Below are 21,006 nucleotides of genomic sequence, written 5' to 3' on the forward strand. Positions count from 1 at the left end.
ACAGACGACACAAATGCAGCGATAGCTTCAACAGCAGGAGCAAGTCCAATCAATGCATTGGCAGCTACGGATACAGACGGAACAATAGTAAGCTATACAATATCAAGTCTTCCAACAAACGGTATATTGGCTTTGGCCGGAACACCAGTAACGGTAGGACAAATATTGACACCAGTAGAAGCGGCAGCTTTGACGTATGACCCAAGTGGAACATTTGTAGGCACCGATAGCTTTACATTTACAGCGACAGACAATAATGGAGCAGACGATACAACGCCAGCAACGGTAAGTATTCCAGTAGGAAACAATCCTCCAGTGGCAATTTCAGATACTTTAAACGCTCAAGTGCCTGGTAGTAACGCGGTGATAAATATTATTGCAAATGATACTTTGGTAAATGGTAATCCTTCTACTCCTGCCGATGTTATCGTGGATATAAACCCTTCAATTCCTGGTAATAATGATACTTTGATAGTTTCTGGTGAAGGAGTTTGGACATATAATCCAGCAACAGGCGAATTGACATTCAATCCTGAAGTTGGGTTTACAACTGACCCTTCTCCAATTACTTATATATTAACTGAGATTTCTACTGGATTACAAGATACTGTAAATGTAATAGTAGAATATGTTGAGGTTGAACCTTTGGCCTCAGATGATTCAGTTGATGCTATACCAGTGGGTACAGACGGAGTGATTGATATTTTATCTAACGACAATCTTTCTGATGGTAGTTCAGCTACTATAAGTACAGTTTCAGTTGATTTGACCCCACTAACACCTTTGGTTGATGATACCTTGATTGTGTTTGGTGAAGGAATGTATGTTTATAATCCAACAACCGGCGAAATAACCTTTACTCCTGAAGTAGGATTTACAGGTAATCCAACAACAATCCAATATGTTTTAATTGAGAATATTACTGGATTGAAAGATACTGCCAATATTAGTATATCATATTCTGGTAATCCTATTGCTATCAATGATGCAGATATGAACAATTTGCCAGGTATGGTTGGTATTGTCAATGCATTGGCTAATGATACACTCAGTACTGGTTTAACAGCAACTCCTTCAACTGCTTCAGTTGATTTAATTCCTTCAACACCAGCAATTGATGATACGCTTATTGTTGCTGGAGAAGGTATGTATGTTTACAATCCAGCTTCTGGTTTAGTAAGTTTTACACCTGAAAGTGGTTTCACAGATAATCCTACTCCAATTGTTTATAAATTAATTGAAACCTTAACTGGATTCAGTGACCAGGCGACAATTACAATGACTTATTTATTGCCAATTAAAGCAATTAACGATACTATATCAAGTGTACCTTCTGGTGTGTCGGCAGTAATTAATATTGTTTCTAATGATACACTTTCAAGTGGTTTAGTAGCTGATCCACTTGAAGTTACTGTAGATTTAAATCCTTTAACGCCAGAGACTGAAGATACGCTAGTTGTTACAGGTGAAGGGTCTTGGATTTATAATCCTTCAAATGGTGAATTAACGTTTACACCAGAACCTACATTCACTGGAAACCCATCACCAATTGAATATTTACTTACAGAAGATGCAACTGGTTTAACGGATACTGCGACGGTTTTTGTAGAATACTTACCTCTTAACCCTATTGCCGTTAATGATGAAAGTCTAAATAATTTAAGTGGAATTGATGCTATTGTTAATATTCTTGCCAATGATACTTTGAATAATGGCAGTCCAGCTATACCATCATTAATATACATTGACTTAAATCCTGCAACTCCAGCTTTGGACGATACACTAATTGTTGCTGGTGAAGGTATGTTTGTTTACAATCCTTTTGGTGAGGTTTCTTTCATTCCAGAGCCTGGTTTTGTTGATTCACCTTCTGTGATCAATTATGTTTTGGAAGAAATTTCAACTGGTTTTAGAGATACAGCAAGTATCACAATTACCTATCTATATCCAATAGAACCTGTCAATGACGAAAGTCTTGACAATACCCCAGGTGTAAATGCTGTAATAAATATTATTTCAAATGATACTTTAGCTAATGGAAGCCCTGCTACGCCATCTCAAGTATTAGTGGATTTAAATCCAGGTCTTGCTGGCAACGATACATCTTTAGCAGTTCCAGGAGAAGGAATTTGGATTTATAATCCTGCTACTGGTTTACTTACTTTTGATCCTGTAAATGGTTTCTCTGGTAGTCCAACGCCTATAGTTTATACCCTTACCGAAATTGCAAATGGATATTCTAAATCAGCATCCGTTAGTGTACAATATGCTCCAGGGCAACCGCCAGCGGCTCTTGATGATTCAAGTCTGGGTAATATGCCAACTTTAGCTGCGGTGTTGAACATTTTGACAAATGATACATTAAGTACCGGTTTGGTTGCGAATACGTCAAATGCAAATGTAGATTTGGATCCATCAACACCTACTTTGAATGACACTTTATTAGTTTCGGGTGAAGGTCAATTTGTTTATAATCCTTCAACTGGAGAGCTTACATTTACTCCACAAGTAGGATTTACAGGTAATCCAACTCAGATATCTTATGTTTTGGTAGAAATTACAACAGGGCTCAAAGACACTGCTAACATAAATATTAATTATTTGCAACCAATTGATGCCATAAATGATTCAAATACAGGAAACGTTCCAGGTGTAAATGCTGTATTTAATATTGTATTAAATGACACATTGTCAGACGGAAATGCAGCGATTCCTTCTGAAGTTACGGTTGATTTAGATCTGACAATGGCAGGAATTCAAACAATGTTAACAGTAACAGGTCAAGGGCTTTGGACCTATAATGCTACTTCTGGTAATATTACCTTCAATCCTGAAATTGGCTTTACTACAGATCCTACAAGTATTTCTTATGTTCTTACAGAAATAAGTACAGGGATGATAGATACTGCGATTATTAATGTTCAGTACACCGAAATTCCACCGATAGCGAATAGTGATTCAGATTTGACCAACGACCCTCAGATGCCTTCAGTAATTAATCTGTTGATAAATGATAAATTGTCTGATGGTAGTCCTGCTCTTTTATCTAAAGTTTCAGTTGACTTAGAGCCAACGGTGGCAGGAATCCAAACCAGTTTATTGATTCCAGGAGAAGGGGTTTATGCTTACAATAATACAAACGGCAATCTGACTTTTACTCCGCAAATAGGTTTTTATGCTAACCCAACCCCATTGGTTTATGGTTTAGTAGAAACACTTACAGGATTAAGCGATACTGCTTTGGTTACTATTCAATACCAATTTAATCCTTCATTGGAACTAATAAAAATTGGTACTTTAATGGGTCCTGGTGCGGTTGGTGATTCTATAGAATTTAGCTTCACAGTTATTAATACAGGAAATGTTCCTGTAACTGGAATTACCATCAATGATGCTATGATTTCGCCAAACCCTATTTCCGTTACGCCTTCATCTTTGGCTCCTGGTGGTACTGGAGTCGCAATTCAAATGTATTATTTGACATTGACTGATATTATGGCTAAAGAAGTAATTAACTCAGCTTTAGTTAACGGTATGTCTTCCAATGGTATAGCTGTTAAAGATACTTCTGACAATGGAGATCCAGGTATGCCTGGCGGAAGCAATGCGACAAGACTGGCTTTACCTTCTTTGGGAGACGCAGACGTTAAATTAACGGGAGATCTCTTAGGAGCTTGCGATCATTTAGTTGGAGATACTGTAACTTATGTAGTAAAAGTTTTTAGAGAAGATACTCTTTCATTGCCTTTAGTTTTAACTGTTAAGGATAGTATTGGCACAAATTTCCAACTTATCTCTCAAGTTGCTAGTGAAGGGTCTTATAACGCAGGAACTAATCTTTGGTCCGGTATTAGCATAAATAAAGGCGATACTGCTACCATAACCTTCCAATACAAAATATTGACCAATGCTGGCGGATTGACCTGTGTGGAATCATGGGTAGAAGCAATGTCACTGAATGATGTAGATTCAAATCCTGGAGACAAAGTTACAACTGAAGATGATATAGCAAGAGCATGTGTAAGTATTCCTATAGCTATCTGTCCTGCAAAATCAGAAACTGTGGAACTTTCGGCTCCACTTGGATATACAAGCTACCAATGGTACAATAATGGAGCTTTGATTTCAGGAGCAATTAGTGATAAATATACCGCAAGTGTAGGAGGTGCATATACGGTTATAGTTGATGGAGGCACATGCCCTAATTCATACTGTTGCCCTATAAATGTTCAAGAGATATGCCCTTGTCCAGTTAATATTTGTATTCCGATTTCAATAAAGAAAAACTAAAATCTAATTTTTTGAAAAAGATTGGGAGTTCAATTTTAAATTGAACTCCTTTTTTTGTTAAAAAAAGGAATGGGTATTTGGCAAATTTTCACAATGGAGAATTTAAATTATCAGGTTTTCTATCTTTGAAATTTTCAATAAAAAGTATCATAAAATTCTTTCTAGCTTCTCAAACAGAATAAGTCTAAAACAATACAAGAGAATTGAAATTGCAGTAAATTATGAAGAAAATACTAAGTCACTCGATAAAATTATTGCGTTTTTTTTAGTTTGACACAATCAAAATAGAAGATTTAGATTTTATTTTGGAAAAAAATTGTGAATTTTGGATTGTTTTATCCATGCCAAATCTGATGACTATTTTTTTTGCTAAATATTGTCAGTCATTTGATTTTAACTCATTTATCTTTAATTGTTTGATTATTAGATATTTAGAGTATTTGTAAATAAAATTTAAAAAGTAAAAGTTTTCAAAAATAATTGTTTTCTACTTTAGCTGGCAATTGGCATTTATTTTGCGGCGTAATAGAAAAAAAATAACAGTTTAAATGCAGCATCAAAAGGTATTTATCCCAGCCGAAGAAATAACCAAAGTTCTATCAATGAGTAAAGATGTGTTTAATAATGACGAAGAATTGTCATTTATTAAGTCATGTTTGTATTATCTTACCGAAGGTGTAAATGCAGATTATGCAATAGATATGGCCATGATAGATTATCTAATTGACCTAAAATAAAAAAAGCATTATTTCTAATGCTTTTTTTATGCTCATTCATTTCTTTCAATACAATTATAAAAAATAGTTTATCAAGCAGGCAAAAGGTTTTTACGTTTAATTATAGATTCAAACAGTTTTTGGTCGTGTTCGGTATTGAATACATTGAAGCCAAAATGCAAAAACTGGCCTCTTCCTATGTGTAAATAATAGCCAGAATCATCTTTTTCGGCAGATAAAATCGAATCCCATTTAACTATTCCGCCCTCTTTCTGATTCATTTTTACCATTATTTGCCTACTGTCAATCTCATAGGCAAATTTCTCAAACATCTGTTTGTTTTGGTCCATTTGAGTGGCTGCATAATATTGAACATACCAAAACAAAACAAACAAACCTCCTCCAATTATGGCAGTTATCATAATCCACCAGTTTTTATAAACACCTGTAAAGTGCAATGCAACACCCAAAATAGCAACCGCTAATGGTATCAAAAGCCACTTCCAGCTAGTTTTCATTTGGTTTGCAAAGGCTTTCTTTATGTATAGTTTTTTGTTTAAAGCGAATTTCTTGGTTTTTACTATCATCTAATACAGTTTTTAATTTTTGCAAAAATAAAAAAAAAGGCTCGGATGCCATCCGAACCTTATAAATATATTTGGTAATATTTCTTTTGTTTAATGGAAATTGATTCCAGTTTTCAAAAATTAATCCTTTTTAAGTTGTAGTGTATTTATTAGAAAACGATCATTTTTGTCTTTTTTAATTAACAAATAGACCAAATAATCATTGTTTTTGCTTCTATAGTTTCCAATACAATACTTTAATGCAGTGCTGTTGGCTCCTTGGTATACATAAGAGAACGAAAGTGGAGGGTTTTTCTTAAAAAAAGAGTTTAAAATATTCTTTGCCGTATTAGCTGGTAAGTTTTGATATTCTATTCTGTCTCCATCTATAATGAGTTCTATTTCATTGTTCAAACACGAACTAAGCATCTCTGAGTTGCCAAATCTAAATGATTCACTTATTACTTTCGAAACCTCATTTAATCCTAAAGCTTCCCGGCCATCTGTTTTGATTGTATAACTCGATAATAATGTAATAAAAATTAATCCTAAAAAATTCTTCATAATCCTAATGTGCATGTTTTACTTTATATTTGTTTCCTGACATGGTAACAATTACAGAAACTATGCCAATGTCAACATTATAGATTAACATTATTTCAGATGAGCCAAGACGTCAATTCAAAAATCTTAAACCAAAGCAAAACGCTTCAAAAAATTAAAAGAATAGCCTATCAGATTTATGAAAATAATTTTGATGAGTCTGAAATAATACTCGCAGGTATAGCAGGAGAGGGGTTTGTTTTTGCTGAAATGGTTAGGGCAAATTTGCAAGAGATAAGTCCGTTGAATGTAAGTATAGCCAAGATTATCATTGACAAATCCGCTGATTTTCAACCTGAAATAACAATCGAAAGCGATGTTGATACTTTTAGAAACAAGGCGGTAATAATATTTGACGATGTTTTAAACACAGGTAAAACCTTGGCTTTTTGCCTTAGACCTTTTTTGTCTATTCCTCTCAAAAAACTCCGTGTGGCAGTTTTGGTAGACCGAAACCATCCCCAATATCCGATTGCTGCGGATTATGTTGGTTATAGCCTTTCTACTACTTTATCAGAGCATGTAAAGGTTATATTAAGTAATGAAGAATCTTTGGGCGTATATTTGTATTGATTCTAAAAATCAGAATAAAAGTCAATTTTATTATAGGTTTCAGCCAAGCCTAATTATATTTACAAAAAATCCTAAATATTTAGTGGATCAAATCGTATCGTTTTTTAATTATATAATGAATTCAGAAGAAATCATCCAAACTGGAGGACTTCTTGCTATAATTCTGATAGTTTACGTCGAAAACGGTTTGTTTTTTGGTTTTTTCTTACCGGGCGATTATCTATTGTTTTTGTCAGGGGTTTTTGCCGCCACAGGTCTTTTAGAAGTTTCATTTATAGCTTTATTTTCAGGTATTTTACTCGCAGCATTTTTAGGTACGTTCACGGGATATATTTCAGGTAGATTCTTTGGAGATAAAATAGAAAACAGGAAAGATTCCCTATTTTTCAAGCAAAAGTATATCACAAAAACTCGTCGTTATTTTGAGAAATATGGTAGCAGAACGCTCATAATTGCTCGTTTTTTGCCAATTGTCCGTACTTTCGCTCCTATTTTGGCAGGATTAGTTAAAATGAATGTAATAACATTTACAATCTACAATTTATTAGGTGGTTTTGTATGGGTTTTTACATTGGTTGGTAGTGGATATTATTTGGGTATTTCGTACCCTTGGTTAGTCGATTACGTGCACTATATTATTTTCTTTTTCTTGGCTATTACTACTTTTACTGTTATAAAAGGCTATTTTTCAGCCAAAAAGGAAATGGAAACTACTGAAGAGGATTGATTTATTTGTATTCCATTAATCTTAATTCCTCTCCATCAAAACTCGCGAATGAATTAAACATAATCCAATCGCCTAAATTAACATAACGGCTATTTTTATTTATATCAAGGTCTAGCTTGTAATGTCTGTGGCCAAAAATGTAAAAATCACGATGTTCTTTTTTTTCTTCTTCTTGGCAGTATTTAAAAAGTATTTCTTTTTCCTGTGATTCAAAGAAATATACATCTTGCTCTTTATCGTGTTTTTTCCAAGAATGTCCCGCCCATAGGTAACCAAGCTTTAGACTTAAATCAGGATGAAGGAGATTCGCAAATAGCCATCTGAAAATTTTATTTTCAAAAACTCTTTTTAAATATTTATAGCCATAGTCACCAGGGCCAAGTCCATCGCCATGGCCAACCAGTAGGCGTTTTCCGTTTATTAAATATTCTTGTGAATTTCTGAAAGTAGGCGTATTGAGTTCTTTTTCAAAATAATCTCGCATCCACATATCATGGTTGCCAGTAAATACAATTAACTCTATACCTGAATCAACCAGTTCGGCAAGTTTTCCAAAGAATCTGATGTAACCCTTGGGTACGGTTTGACGATGTTCAAACCAAAAGTCGAACAAATCACCTACTAGAAAAACAATCTGTGCGTCAGATTTTATCGAATCTAGCCATTTTACGATCAGCTTTTCGCGAGCAAGACTTTTTTCATGGGTAGGAGCACCCAAGTGAAAATCAGAGGCAAAATATATTTTCTTTCCAGGTAAAAGTTTAATTTCTCTCAAGAATTTTTTTTCTTCAAAATTAATATTGAAAAACATAAAAATGCTTTTTATTCATTTTTTAATGTTTTTTTTTCAATTGCGTAAGGTTTATTTTAAAACATTGTCGTTTTAAATTATATTTACACTTTAACAAATATAACGAATTCAAATTATGCCTTCTCCAAATAGAGTTCTAATAGCGGAAGATAGCTCAGTTATCCAAAATTTAGTAAAAAAAATTCTTGAATTTCAGAATTTTGAAATAACCGCCGTAAAGAACGGTGAGCAAGTGGTGCAATTGTTGCAAAAAGAAAGTTTCGATATAGTTTTGCTAGATATCAATATGCCAGTAATGGATGGTATGGAATGCGTAAAGGCTATTAGAGGAATGGATGATGCTGCGAAATCCAAAGTGCCAGTTGTGGCAATTACAGGTAACGCTCGTAATTACACTGAGGAAGAATTTAAAGAGGCGGGATTTAATGATGTGCTGATGAAACCATTAAATTTTGACAAATTGGTGATAGTCGTAAAAAGCCTCACTGAGAAGTAAATAAAAAGCAATGAAAGTTACATTTTTAGGTACAGGCACATCCACTGGCGTGCCTGTGCTTACATGTAAATGCGAAGTATGTAGATCCCTCGATTACCGAGACAAACGCTTGAGGGTATCTATTTTGATTCAACACAACGGAAAAAATATAATTGTCGATACAGGTCCCGATTTCCGACAACAAGCTCTTAGAGAAAACCTTCAAAGTCTCGAAGCCGTAGTTTTTACACACGAACACAAAGACCATACTGCTGGTTTAGACGATATCCGCCCTTTCAATTATCTTTCTGGAATAAAAAATTGTCCTATTTATGCTCATCCTAGAGTATTAGCTCAGCTGAAAATGGAATATTTTTATGCATTTTCCGAAAATCCATATCCAGGGGTGCCCATCATTACTTGTAATGAAATTGATACAGAACCTTTTGAAATAGCAGGTTTGGAGTTTATTCCTATTCAAGTTATGCATCATAAATTGCCCGTTATCGGATTCAGAATTGGCGATTTTACCTATATTACAGATGCCAATTTTATTGAAGAGAAGGAATTGGAGAAAATTTATGGTTCTAAGGTTTTGGTTCTAAATGCCTTACAAAGAGAACCTCATATCTCACATTTTAACCTTAAGGAAGCCATAGCCCTTTCAGGAAAAATTAATGCTGAAAAGACTTATTTTACCCATATTAGCCACAAATTAGGTCTTCACAGAGACGTGGAGTCGGAGCTTCCAACCCAAATTGGACTTGCATACGACGGACTTTCGTTCGAAATTTAGGATGGTAGAGTTACCTCCTAAATATTACCATACCAATTTTGAATACCTTCTTACTTTTGTCAAAGACAAATACAAAACGCTTTTAATAGAGCAGGAGTGGAGGTTTTTGAGAAAATACTATGGTTTATCTGAAGATGCACAATGTCTTTTTATTCGATTTACCAATCGAAAAGGATTGTTTTTCAAAACTTCTACTCTTAAATATGAAGAACTTCAGGAAATTCCAAAACAATTAAAATTGCTTGAAAAGCAAGGTTTTATTTCGTCTTTAAATTTTGAAGAACATAAACTTTGGTTATCTGAAATATTAAATGTTTTAACGAAAGCCGAATTGCTCTCGGTTTTTGATTTAAAATCTTTAAAAAATGAAAAGCGGGAGATAATAGTTGAATATATAAAAAATGAGGTAGAAGCTGAGCAAATTATAAAGTTGATAAAACAAAAATTAGAGATTATTAAAATGAATTTCGAGCAAGAAGTTTCATTTTTAAGATTTATGTTTTTTGGCAATCGCTCCATGGATATGACGGAGTTTGTTTTGCGTGATATGGGTTTGATTCAATATTATCAGCATTCCGACGATGATCTGGTAGCTAGGTTTGAAACTCGAAAGGATGCTGAAGACAAATGGAAGGTATCGGATCAGTTTATGATATTTGAAAGCTTAAAAAACCTTGCAAAAGATGCCGAAATGTTGGATTGGTTTAATAATCTAAGGTTAGATTTTACAGATTTGAGTTCTGTCGCTCTTCCGTCATTTCAAAAACTACAGTTAAAACTTGGTAAGTATTTTGAGCAAAGAAAAAACTTTCAGGCTGCTGTGGAGATTTATGAAAACACTGAAATAGTCCCTTCACGTGAGCGTAGGGCAAGGTGTTTGGTAAAATTAGGTTTTGTAGACGAAGCCAAAGCTACTTGTATTGAAATGATTGAATTTCCTCTTAATGTAGATGAACAATATTTTGGAGAGTATTTCCTGAAAACAATTGATGGAAAGAAAAACAAAAAACAAACGACAGAATGGCTAAATACCGCTGATGAGATTTCTATAGATAGGATGTTTAGAAATCAAGTTGAGTTAGGAGGAATAGACTATTATGAAAGTTTAGGTTTTTCGGCTGGATTTTCAGAAAATCATACTTGGCGGACATTGTTTGGTCTTTTGTTCTGGGAAATTATTTTTGACCCAAGTTTGGTGTCTTTTCATCATCCGTTTCAGCGTCGACCATCAGATTTACACTTGCCGGAGTTTTATGAAAAACGAAAAACTCAAATCCATGGTTTGTTAGATTCTTTTGAAAATTCGGATGATTTTCTTGAACACCTTTGGCTTAACTTTCAAAAAAATGAAGGCATCGCCAATCCTTTTGTAGTTTGGCTAGAGGAGGTTTGGGCAATGGTAAGAGTAATGGTATTAAAAATAGAAATAGAAAAACTGAAGTTAGTGATGCTGAAAATTGCGGAAAACTTGGTAGAAAACTCGAGGGGTTTGCCTGATTTGTTGGTTTGGTCTGAAAGCCACTATGAATTTATTGAGATTAAATCACCAAACGATACCTTAAGTAATCAACAATTGTTTTGGCTTAGGTATTTTAAAGAATTGGGCGTTAATGCCAAGGTTTTAAGAATAAAATTTGATTAATATTTTTAGTTTTAACACCACATTAACATCAAAATATTCACATCGAAATAAAAAATAACTTACCTTTACAACAGTTTATTAGATGTTTTAAATTTGATTTTTAATAAAAAGAAATGAAAAAAGTAGTTTTGTCAATTGCCATCCTTCTTGCAGCTTTGGCCTCTGCTCAAGCCCAGACTAAGATACCACCAAATATTCAGAAATTATTGACTAAAAACACATGTTTGGCTTGTCATAATCCAGACAATAAATTGGTAGGGCCGGCTTATAAAGAAGTAATGAAAAAGAAAAAATATAAGCCTGAGCAAATTGTAGAGTTGATTTATAAGCCGAAACCATCAAACTGGGCTGGGTATCCTCCAATGGCACCAATGTCTCAAGTACCAAAAGAAGAGGCAATGGAGATAGCAAAGTGGATTGTAACTTTGAAATAACACAAAAGTATTGATATAAAAAAAGGATTGCGAAAGCAATCCTTTTTTTATAAATCCTTGTTGAAGTTATTAAACTTCAACTGTTTCAGCTACCACACTTACTGAAACTTCGTGTTTAACTTCTTTGTGCAAGTCAACAATCGCTTTGTAGTCACCTACAAACTTGATGTCGTCGATAGTGATTTTCTTTCTGTCAATATTGATTCCCTTAAGAGCCAAAGCGTCAGAAATTTGAATACTTGTAACTCTACCGAATATTCTACCACTTTCGCCAGTTTTCATAGCGATAGTAAATATTGAATCACCGATTTGTTGAGCTATAGCTTCAGCATCAGATTTAAGTTTCTCTGCTTTGTGAGCAGCTTGTTTCAAATTCTCAGCTAATATTTTTTTGTTTTGAGCAGTAGCCAAAACAGCATATCCTTGAGGTATCAAATAATTGCGGCCATATCCTGGCTTCACGTCAAGGGTATCATTTTTATATCCCAATCCGGCAATATCCGTTTTTAATATTATTTCCATTTTAAAATTAAATTAATTCATTAAGATGTTTACAATCTTACTTTATTTAAGGTCTTATTTAAGACCATCGGCTACGTAAGGCAATAAAGCCAAATGACGTGCACGTTTGATAGCAGTAGCTACTCTTCTTTGAAACTTAAGGCTGTTGCCTGTCAATCTTCTAGGAAGAATCTTTCCTTGCTCATTCAAAAACTTCAAAAGGAAATTAGGATCTTTGTAATCTACATACTTGATACCCAATTTTTTGAATCTACAATACTTCTTGCGGTTAAGCTCTTTTCTTTCTACCTTTTCGTTAACTAATGACATAATGTTAATGTTTTTAAATTTCTTACTCTGTTACTGGAGCTGCCTCTTTTGATTTTGAAGCACCACTTTTACGACGAACTGAATATGCAGCTGCATGTTTGTCGAGTTTAGTGGTTAAAAAACGCATTATACGCTCGTCACGTTTGTACTCGGTTTCTAAAGTAGCTACCAAAGTAGGTGCACTTTTAAATTCAAACAACTGATAGTAGCCCGTGGTTTTATGCTGAATTGGATAAGCCAATTTCTTTAGACCCCAAACTTCTTCGTTGAGAATCTCAGCACCATTCTCAGTTAAAACTGATTTGAATTTTTCTACAGTGTCCTTTATCTGGGCTTCAGATAAAACGGGAGTTAAAATGAACACTGTTTCGTATTGGTTTTGAAACATTTTACTAAAAAATATAATTGATAAATATTTTATTCCGAAAATCGGACTGCAAAATTACTCCTTTATTGTTGAAAGTCAAATTATTGTCTAATAATTATTCCATTTTTTAGGAAGTTTTGATCCATTTTTGGTCTATAAAAACCCTTTATATAAATTATCTTTTATTTTTTTGTATTTTAGGTACTTTATTGTCTCTATTTTACAATTTCTCGGCACTTAAAATATCTCAGCCAAATAGAAATTTTACCTTTGTATTGTATTTATCCTGATTGTTAATCTAACATAAATCAATGAAAACAGTAGATTCTTTTGATTTTTCGAACAAAAAAGCCCTGATTAGAGTAGATTTCAACGTTCCTTTAAATGAGAGACTTGAAATAACCGACGATACCAGAATTCAGGCAACTATCCCTACCATTAAAAAAATATTGAGCGATGGTGGATCGTGTATTTTGATGTCTCACCTTGGTAGACCAAAAAATGGTCCAGAGGACAAGTTTTCTCTAAAACACTTGGTAGCTCCTTTATCTTTGATTTTAGGTGTTCCTGTTAAATTTGCTGATGATTGTATTGGACAACAAGCAGTAGACATGGCTGGAGATTTAAAACCAGGTGAAGTTCTTTTACTTGAAAATTTAAGGTTTTATAAAGAAGAAGAGAAAGGCGATGTGGCTTTTGCCGAAAAACTTTCTAAACTTGGAGATGTTTGGGTAAATGATGCCTTCGGAACTGCTCACCGTGCACATGCTTCTACTGCTATTATAGGTCAGTTTTTTACAGATAAAATCTGTGGAAAAGTAATGCAAGCTGAAATTGACAACGCTCAATATATATTGGAAAGTGCTGAGAAGCCATTTACAGCCATAATGGGTGGAGCAAAGATTTCTGATAAAATTTTAATAATTGAAAGACTCTTAGATACTGTTGATAATTTGATTATTGGCGGTGGAATGACCTATACTTTTACAAAAGCCTTGGGTGGCAATATCGGAAAGTCGCTTTTGGAAGCCGACAAACAAGAATTGGCATTGGAAATATTAAAAAAAGCCAAAGAAAAAGGTGTAAATATTATAATGCCTTTGGATAATGTTTGTGCAGATGATTTTAGCAATGATGCAAATAGACAAATAGTTGACACTGGATTTATTCCTGATGGATGGGAAGGTCTCGACATCGGTCCTAAGTCAATAGAGTTGTTTAAAGAAGTCATCAAAAAATCAAAAACTATTCTTTGGAATGGTCCAATGGGTGTTTTTGAATTCCCGAACTTTGCAACTGGTACTAACGCCATTGCGGAGGCGGTTGTAGCGGCTACGGAAGAAAATAATGCATTTTCTTTAATTGGTGGCGGAGATTCTGCTTCGGCTATTAATAATGCAGGTATGGGAGACAGAGTTTCTTATGTTTCTACAGGCGGAGGAGCATTGTTAGAATACATGGAAGGTAAAGTTTTACCTGGTGTTGCTGCTTTAGATTGATATACACAATTAAGTAATATAGAAAAAAGGAACTTCGGTTCCTTTTTTTATTTGAAGCTCATTAAACCAATCTGCCCATTTCCACCTGCTGCTACACATTTTTTGTTTTTACATCCAACCACATGAAAAGACTCCCTGTCTATTTTTTTCCACTGGTTATTGTTATTTATAGAAATAGAAGTTCCATGTGTTCCAACAGTTATGTATTTATTTGATTCAATTTTTGCCAAACATTCAGTAAGCCCTTTTAAGTTATTTTCTGGTAGATTGTCGAAAAATTGACCTTGGTTTACCGTTTTGGAAATTTGTAAGGTCGCTGTTTTATCGTTTTGGTAATCGCCTCCGACAATATATCCTTCTTTTTTATTTAGATAAAAATTGCCGAAAATACCCCTTGTTTGAGCCGTTTCAAACGGTGTTTCCATTACTTCCCATGATTTTCCAAGGTTTTTGGAATGAAAAATTCGATTTTGGGTATTAAACCAAACATTGTTTTTGAAAATACTTATGCAAGAATTGCTAGCTGCAAAAGACGCTTCACCTACCAATATATCTGGCAAGTTTTCGATTCGAAACCAGTTTTTGCCACCATCTAAGGTTTTTAAAACATAGGGCTGATGGTCAATAGCATCCCCTAGAATAAAACCAATTTTGTCATTTTTAAATTTAATGGTATCAAAAAATACGCCTTTTTCTATTTTTCTTAATACTTCCGCCCAAGTTTTTCCTCCATCTAAGGTTTTTATTACCAAAGCTTTGCCTTCTGAGCCATCGCCCGCACTCATCGCCAGAATCTCATTTTTATTTAAAACGGAAATACCTCTAAAATCCAAACTTTTGAATTCTTCTGGACATGTATTTAACCAGGTTTTCCCGCCGTCAACACTTTTTAAAATCGAACCTTTGCTTCCTGAAACCCAAACGGTGCTTTCGTCTAGCATTTGCATTGCCCTAAATGAGGCTTTGGTTTCAATCTGTACTTTTTCCCATTGGCATTTTGCTTGGAAACTGATTAAAAAACAAAGAATAAATAATGTTCGCATATATTGTTTTGTATCAAATACACAATTTAGAGAAAAAACAGATAGCTTTTGTTAATTTTGCAGAATGTTTAAAATTCCCAAAAATCTTTTTTGGTTTCTAATTTTTATTTCAATCGGCGGTTTTGCTCAAAATCAAACTGTACGAGTTGAAATAAATCCTCTTGAAGTAATTGTGGATGGTCAAATTAGCATTCATATTTATATTTTAGGGAATCAATATGAGGTTGGGGAATTTCCTGATATTAAGGGTTTTAAGAAGGGGAATAAATCAGTAAAGCACGCTAAGGTGGTTTTGAATAAGAAAAAACAAGATCAACATCAGGTGTCACAAAATTATATTGCTGAAACTTCCGGCAAAATAACCATACCGGATTTGGAGATTTTGGTTAATCAGAAAATCGTAAACATTGACAGCAAAGTCATAAATGTTTTAAAAAAGAATACAGGAGGTGTTGAAAAGGTAATAGATGTAGAAGAGGTTGATTTTGTGGTAGAAAGCTCTAAAAAAGAAATTTTTGAGGGAGAGGGAGTAAAAATTAATATAAATTTTTACGTTTCTGACAAAACAAACATTCAATGGCAATTTCCTAATAATATAGGAACGCAGGTGGAGGATTTTGCGAAAAAAATTAAGCCAAAGGATTGTTTAGAAAGTAGACATACTATTTCAAATTTGTCAGGCAAAAAAATATTGGTAAATGATGAAGGCTACACGGTTTATAATTTGTTTGAAGCCGTTTATTATCCATTAAATGATAAGAATTTTGTAATTCCATCCCTTTCTATCAATATGGAAAAGTTAAAGGGAGATGAGTTTGAAGGAGTTAGTTTAAAGTCTAAAAATCAAACAATTAAAGTTAAAAAACTTCCTGACCATCCTTTAAAAGATAAAGTCCCTGTTGGTGTTTTTAAGTTTAGAGAAGATATAAAAAATGGTAATAAACAAACGACTGGCAACAGTTTTGAATATACACTAACAGTAGAAGGTGACGGTAATTTTAGTGCCGTAAATATTAATAAAAGCGAGAGTACAAAGCAGTTTGATTTTTTTGAGTCTAGCACAAATACCAAACAAAACCTAGGGAGTTTGTCGGGACAAAAAACTGTAAAATATAAAATTGTACCTAAAGAAGCTGGGAACTTCTCTTTTTCAAATTATTTTTCTTTTGTTTATTTCAATATTGAAAAACAAAATTACGATACTTTGAAATCTCAAAGGGAAATATTGGTTTCTGGAGAAGATATTTCTAACAATAAAGAAACAAAAAGAGACATTTATTCTGATATTGAAAATCTTAAAACAGATCAAAAATCCTATAATTTTAGAAATATGGCCAAAGTTTTCGCCAATTTTGTAGTTGGGATAATGATTTTGGTATATTTATTTATTTTGAAAAGCAAAAACAACGGTCAATGAGCAGTACTTACGGAAAGGTTTTTAAAATTTCAACTTTTGGTGAATCACACGGAAGAGGCATAGGTGTAGTGATAGATGGCTGTCCATCAGGTGTGGATTTTGATCATGATTTTATTCAGAATGAGTTGGATAGAAGAAAGCCTGGCCAATCAAAAATAACCACACAAAGAAAAGAAGCGGATAGTTTTGAAGTGCTTTCTGGGGTTTTTGAAGGAAAAACTACGGGTACTCCGATTGCGATAGTGATATTCAATGAAGACCAACGAAGCAAAGATTACGGCCATATTGCGGATAGATTTAGGCCATCCCACGCGGATTTTACTTATTCGACCAAATACGGCGTAAGAGATTATAGAGGTGGCGGGAGAAGTTCGGCAAGAGAAACCGCTGCCCGTGTAGCAGCAGGTGCTTTGGCAAAGTTAGTATTAAATCACTATGGCATTGAGATATATTCTTATGTAGCACAAGTAGGAGGCATGAAGCTCGGAAAATCTTATAAAGAACTAGATTTGAGCCTAATAGAGTCCAATGCAGTTCGTTGCCCGGATGCTGAAATGGCGGAAAAAATGTTCACCTATATAGACCAAGTCCGTAAAGCTGGGGATTCTATAGGAGGCGTTATTACTGGAGTGATTAAAAATGTGCCTGCTGGTTGGGGCGAACCTGTTTTTGATAAATTGCATGCGGAACTTGGAAAAGCAATGCTAAGTATTAATGCCGTAAAAGGATTTGAATATGGAAGCGGTTTTGATGGTGTGGAACTTTTGGGTTCACAACATAATGACGAATTCTACAAAGACGAAACTGGTAAGGTAAAAACCAAAACCAATCATTCAGGTGGAATCCAAGGTGGTATATCCAATGGCGAAGATATTTATTTCAATGTGGCTTTTAAGCCAGTGGCTACTATAATGATAGACCAAGACAGCATAAACGAAGCTGGTGAAAACGTGACTGTGTCAGGCAAAGGTCGTCACGATCCATGCGTTTTGCCTCGGGCAGTGCCTATCGTAGATGCCATGTCCGCATTGGTTTTAGTTGATTTTATGCTGAGGGCTAGATTGAATAAGTTGTAAAATCCTTGAATGAAAATTTTGTGGTTATATTTTTAAAATATTACTGATGAATATTCATTCTAAAATATTTCTTGTCGCTACATTTATTTTCTTGATAGCTTGTGTAGAGCCATTTTCTATTGCGGTGGATGTTCCTTTGGAGGTGATATCTGTCGAAGCGGAAATTACGGACGAAGATATTCAGCAAAAGTTAAACATTTCTAATTCTTATTATCTTCATGAAAGTCTTTACAAAGAACCTATTTCAGGTTTACAAGTTGAGATTATCATTAATGGAAGTCAAAAAATAGATTTAAAAGAAGAGGAATATGGGAATTATAGCTTTCCCGTAGATTTTAGAGCTAAAATTGGCGACTCTTATCAATTGCTTTTCCAGAAAAAAGACGGAGATCGGTATCAATCTAATGTTGAAAAACTAAGTAAATCTCCCGAAATTGATGCCGTTTTTGATGAATTTAAAGTCAATGGAACAATTGCCTTTGGAAGAACCGTTCCTTCTAAAAATGTCTACATCAATTTCAAAGATGTTGATCTATCATCAAATTTTTACCAATGGTCTTGGAAACTTTGGGAACAACAATTTGTTTGTTTGAGCACAGATTATTATGATTTATACTGCAGAGAGGAATGCTATGAAATGCTTTACAATGAGGAAATTAATATTCAAAGTGATGAGTTTTACAATGGGAAATCAGTTGAAGGAAAATTGATTGGAAAAATTCCATATTACCAATACGAAGGGGCTTTATTAGAAATTAAGCAAGAAACTATTTCTTCTGAAGCTTATAGTTTTTACAAACAAATAAAGGATTTATCTCAAAACACTGGCTCACTTGCTGATACTCCGCCTCAGATAGTGGAAGGAAATATAAAAAATATTGATAATCCCTCTGAAATCGTCGTTGGAATGTTGATGGCAAAAGGCGTGAGTACAAAATATTATTGGTTAGATAGAGAAAATGCAAAAGGCAAAGCCTCACCAATTGGACTTTTAGGAAGAAAATCAATAAGTTCAGGAGGAAGCGTCACCGCTCCATGTATACCTAGTAAAAACAAGACTAAAGATAAACCTAAGAATTGGTTGGGGTAGTATTTGAAATCTACACTATTTGTCAAATACTCTAAATTGCTTTCATTTTAGTGCTTTTCTACCTCACACCATCTCACTCAATTCCAACCACCTCAATTCTTTTTCCTCCAGATTTTCTACTGTCTCTTCGAGTTTTTTAGATATTTCGGCTATTTCATCAAATGGCAACGAGCCAGACGAGAGTTTTTCTGTTAGGTCAATTTTGGTTTTTTCTAGTATTTCTATTTCTTTTTCAAGACTCTCGAATTCCATTTTTTCTTTGAAAGAGAACTTCTTTTTCGGAGCTGCTTCTTTTTCTGGGCTTGCTTCTATTGCTATTGGCTGAGATTTTGCCTTTTTCTGCTCTTTGGCATTTTCTTCTTGCCATATTCTGTAGTCCGTGTAGTTTCCTGGAAAGTCTTTTATTACTCCATCGCCTTCAAAAGCAAAAGTGTGATCAACTATTCTGTCCAAAAAATATCTATCGTGCGAAACTACCAACAAGCATCCACCATAACTCATCAAAAACTCTTCTAATACATTCAGCGTAGCAATGTCTAAGTCGTTTGTAGGCTCATCGAGAATCAAGAAATTCGGATTTTCTATCAATACCTTCAAAAGTTGCAATCTGCGTTTTTCGCCGCCCGAAAGTTTCGATATTTGAGCATATTGCGTGGCCGGAGGAAATAAGAAAAGTGTTAAAAATGCCGAAGCACTTATTTCTCTTCCATCACCCATTTTTATAAATTCGGCCACTTCTCGCACGTTTTCTATAACTTTTTGCTCAGGGTCAAATACCAAACCATCTTGTTTATAATAGCCTATTTTTATGGTTTCACCTTTTACTACTTTTCCTATATCAGGTTTTATTTCAGAGTTAATCATACCCAAAAGCGTCGATTTTCCCATTCCATTTTTTCCAACTATACCTATTCTATCACCTTTTTTGAATGTATAGCTGAATTCTTTAACGATAACTTTGTCTTTAAAAGACTTGCTAACGTGCTGTATTTCAATTATTTTATTGCCAATTCGCTCAGATTTTACACTAAGTTCGAGTTTGTCTTCGTTTCGTTTCCCAGAAGTTCTTTCTTTAAGGTCATAGAATGCATTTTCTCTGTAAGTAGCCTTATGTGTTCGGGCTTTTGGTTGGCGTCTCATCCATTCCAACTCTTTCTTAAGCAGGCTTTTATCTTTTTCCAATGTTACGGCTTCTATTTCTGCTCTTTCAGCTTTTTTCTCTAAGAAATAGGCGTAATTGCCAACATATCTATGCATTTTAGAATCGACCAATTCCATGATTCTATTGCAAACTTTGTCCAAGAAATACCTATCGTGCGTAACCAAAAATAAGGTAGTATTGCTTGAGGAAAGATGATTTTCTAACCATTCTATGGTATCTAGGTCCAAATGGTTGGTTGGCTCATCTAAAATCAAGAAGTCAGGCTCTTCTATCAAAACCTTGGCAAGTGTAACTCTTTTTTGCTGTCCACCCGATAGCTCACCCATCAGTTTATCAAAATCGTGGACATCAAGTTTACCTAAAATCTGCTTTACTTTTGATTCAAAATCCCAGCCTTCAAGCTCTGTGATGATCTCAGTATATTTCGAAATGCCATCCAAGTCGTCATGCAAAATAGCATTTTCGTAATTTTTGATAGCTTCGGCTATTGGGTTTTTAGAAGCAAAAATGGTTTCTAAAACAGTATTTGTTTTAAGGAAATGAGGACTTTGGTTTAGGTATCCAACTTTTATTTCTTTTCGGATACTCATCACGCCTTCATCGGCTGGTATTAAGCCAGCTATTACATCCATTAGGGATGATTTCCCACAGCCATTGGTGCCAATTAGAGCCACTTTTTCGCCTTGTAATACACCAAATGATAAGTTTTTAAATAACCACCTTTCGCCGAGATTTCGGCCCAAATTTTCCGCAGATAAATAATTCATGCTGCAAGTTAATGAATATGTTCCTTAACATTTCTGTTTGCTTGCCACTTCATGAATTTAATATGATTTTAAGCACCGAAATAGGATTTTTGATGTAAAAACTTAGGCTTATTTTGTTAAA

General features: G+C 34.3%; 20 protein-coding genes. 12 read left to right on the top strand and 8 right to left on the bottom strand.

Features of this window, described 5'->3' with window-relative positions:
* The coding region (locus EGI22_RS05375) for an Ig-like domain-containing protein (protein WP_255066913.1) at nt 1-4,290 on the top strand (4,290 nt) is incomplete at its 5' end.
* Between the two features lie 548 nt (nt 4,291-4,838).
* A complete protein-coding gene (locus tag EGI22_RS05380) occupies nt 4,839-5,027 on the top strand; it encodes a hypothetical protein (RefSeq protein WP_255066914.1) in 189 nt (62 codons plus the stop codon).
* Between the two features lie 71 nt (nt 5,028-5,098).
* On the opposite strand, the gene EGI22_RS05385 is transcribed toward EGI22_RS05380, so the two are convergent.
* Nucleotides 5,099-5,593, bottom strand: coding sequence for a YcxB family protein (locus tag EGI22_RS05385; protein ID WP_255066916.1), 495 nt, complete (start codon nt 5,591-5,593; stop codon nt 5,099-5,101).
* A gap of 120 nt (nt 5,594-5,713) precedes the next feature.
* Nucleotides 5,714-6,136, bottom strand: a complete 423-nt coding sequence (locus EGI22_RS05390) for a DUF4783 domain-containing protein (RefSeq protein WP_255066917.1) — start codon at nt 6,134-6,136, stop codon at nt 5,714-5,716.
* 99 nt (nt 6,137-6,235) lie between these two features.
* On the opposite strand from EGI22_RS05390, the gene EGI22_RS05395 reads away from it, so the two are divergent.
* Nucleotides 6,236-6,748: a phosphoribosyltransferase family protein gene (locus EGI22_RS05395; protein WP_255066918.1), complete on the top strand. Its 513-nt coding sequence runs from the start codon at nt 6,236-6,238 to the stop codon at nt 6,746-6,748.
* 82 nt (nt 6,749-6,830) lie between these two features.
* Nucleotides 6,831-7,475 carry a DedA family protein gene (locus EGI22_RS05400; protein WP_255066919.1) on the top strand — a complete coding sequence of 215 codons (645 nt, stop codon included), beginning with the start codon at nt 6,831-6,833 and terminating at the stop codon, nt 7,473-7,475.
* A 1-nt stretch (nt 7,476) separates the two neighbouring features.
* On the opposite strand, the gene EGI22_RS05405 is transcribed toward EGI22_RS05400, so the two are convergent.
* Nucleotides 7,477-8,286 carry a UDP-2,3-diacylglucosamine diphosphatase gene (locus tag EGI22_RS05405; protein ID WP_255066921.1) on the bottom strand — a complete coding sequence of 270 codons (810 nt, stop codon included), beginning with the start codon at nt 8,284-8,286 and terminating at the stop codon, nt 7,477-7,479.
* 115 nt (nt 8,287-8,401) lie between these two features.
* On the opposite strand from EGI22_RS05405, the gene EGI22_RS05410 reads away from it, so the two are divergent.
* From EGI22_RS05410 to EGI22_RS05425, 4 genes are all read left to right on the top strand, one after another.
* Nucleotides 8,402-8,782 (top strand): response regulator, encoded by a 381-nt coding sequence (locus EGI22_RS05410; RefSeq protein ID WP_255066923.1) that lies wholly within the window; start codon nt 8,402-8,404, stop codon nt 8,780-8,782.
* 10 nt (nt 8,783-8,792) lie between these two features.
* Complete coding sequence (locus EGI22_RS05415) at nt 8,793-9,557, top strand: MBL fold metallo-hydrolase (protein ID WP_255066926.1); 765 nt, start codon at nt 8,793-8,795, stop codon at nt 9,555-9,557.
* A 1-nt stretch (nt 9,558) separates the two neighbouring features.
* A complete protein-coding gene (locus EGI22_RS05420; RefSeq protein WP_255066927.1) occupies nt 9,559-11,199 on the top strand; it encodes a VRR-NUC domain-containing protein in 1,641 nt (546 codons plus the stop codon).
* Nucleotides 11,200-11,312: 113 nt separating this feature from the next.
* Complete coding sequence (locus EGI22_RS05425; RefSeq protein ID WP_255066928.1) at nt 11,313-11,633, top strand: c-type cytochrome; 321 nt, start codon at nt 11,313-11,315, stop codon at nt 11,631-11,633.
* Between the two features lie 69 nt (nt 11,634-11,702).
* On the opposite strand, the gene rplI is transcribed toward EGI22_RS05425, so the two are convergent.
* The 3 genes from rplI to rpsF are packed head-to-tail and all read right to left on the bottom strand — an operon-like array spanning nt 11,703 to nt 12,852.
* Entirely contained in the window at nt 11,703-12,155 is a 453-nt protein-coding gene (gene rplI, locus EGI22_RS05430) for a 50S ribosomal protein L9 (protein ID WP_255066930.1), read from the bottom strand.
* A 54-nt stretch (nt 12,156-12,209) separates the two neighbouring features.
* On the bottom strand, nt 12,210-12,464 hold the full coding sequence (gene rpsR, locus EGI22_RS05435) for a 30S ribosomal protein S18 (RefSeq protein ID WP_255066931.1): 255 nt from the start codon (nt 12,462-12,464) through the stop codon (nt 12,210-12,212).
* Between the two features lie 22 nt (nt 12,465-12,486).
* A complete protein-coding gene (rpsF, locus tag EGI22_RS05440) occupies nt 12,487-12,852 on the bottom strand; it encodes a 30S ribosomal protein S6 (protein ID WP_255066932.1) in 366 nt (121 codons plus the stop codon).
* Between the two features lie 290 nt (nt 12,853-13,142).
* Here rpsF and pgk point away from each other — a divergent pair, with 290 nt between their 5' ends.
* Nucleotides 13,143-14,330, top strand: a complete 1,188-nt coding sequence (pgk, locus tag EGI22_RS05445; RefSeq protein WP_255066933.1) for a phosphoglycerate kinase — start codon at nt 13,143-13,145, stop codon at nt 14,328-14,330.
* A gap of 47 nt (nt 14,331-14,377) precedes the next feature.
* Here the strand turns inward: pgk and EGI22_RS05450 are convergent, their stop codons facing one another.
* On the bottom strand, nt 14,378-15,373 hold the full coding sequence (locus EGI22_RS05450) for a YCF48-related protein (RefSeq protein ID WP_255066936.1): 996 nt from the start codon (nt 15,371-15,373) through the stop codon (nt 14,378-14,380).
* Nucleotides 15,374-15,437: 64 nt separating this feature from the next.
* On the opposite strand from EGI22_RS05450, the gene EGI22_RS05455 reads away from it, so the two are divergent.
* From EGI22_RS05455 to EGI22_RS05465, 3 genes are read left to right on the top strand one after another with little or no spacing between them, the layout of a single operon-like run.
* Nucleotides 15,438-16,790, top strand: coding sequence for a BatD family protein (locus EGI22_RS05455; protein WP_255066938.1), 1,353 nt, complete (start codon nt 15,438-15,440; stop codon nt 16,788-16,790).
* Nucleotides 16,787-17,866: a chorismate synthase gene (aroC, locus tag EGI22_RS05460; protein WP_255066940.1), complete on the top strand. Its 1,080-nt coding sequence runs from the start codon at nt 16,787-16,789 to the stop codon at nt 17,864-17,866. The genes EGI22_RS05455 and aroC overlap by 4 nt, the downstream gene beginning before the upstream one ends.
* Before the next feature lie 46 nt (nt 17,867-17,912).
* Complete coding sequence (locus EGI22_RS05465) at nt 17,913-18,956, top strand: DUF4249 domain-containing protein (RefSeq protein ID WP_255066941.1); 1,044 nt, start codon at nt 17,913-17,915, stop codon at nt 18,954-18,956.
* A gap of 63 nt (nt 18,957-19,019) precedes the next feature.
* On the opposite strand, the gene EGI22_RS05470 is transcribed toward EGI22_RS05465, so the two are convergent.
* The gene (locus EGI22_RS05470; protein WP_255066942.1) at nt 19,020-20,885 is read right to left on the bottom strand and encodes an ABC-F family ATP-binding cassette domain-containing protein; all 1,866 of its coding nucleotides are present in this window, start codon (nt 20,883-20,885) and stop codon (nt 19,020-19,022) included.
* Between the last annotated feature and the right edge of the window lie 121 nt (nt 20,886-21,006).

Source organism: Lacihabitans sp. LS3-19, from assembly GCF_024343575.1.
Lineage (GTDB): Bacteria > Bacteroidota > Bacteroidia > Cytophagales > Spirosomataceae > Leadbetterella.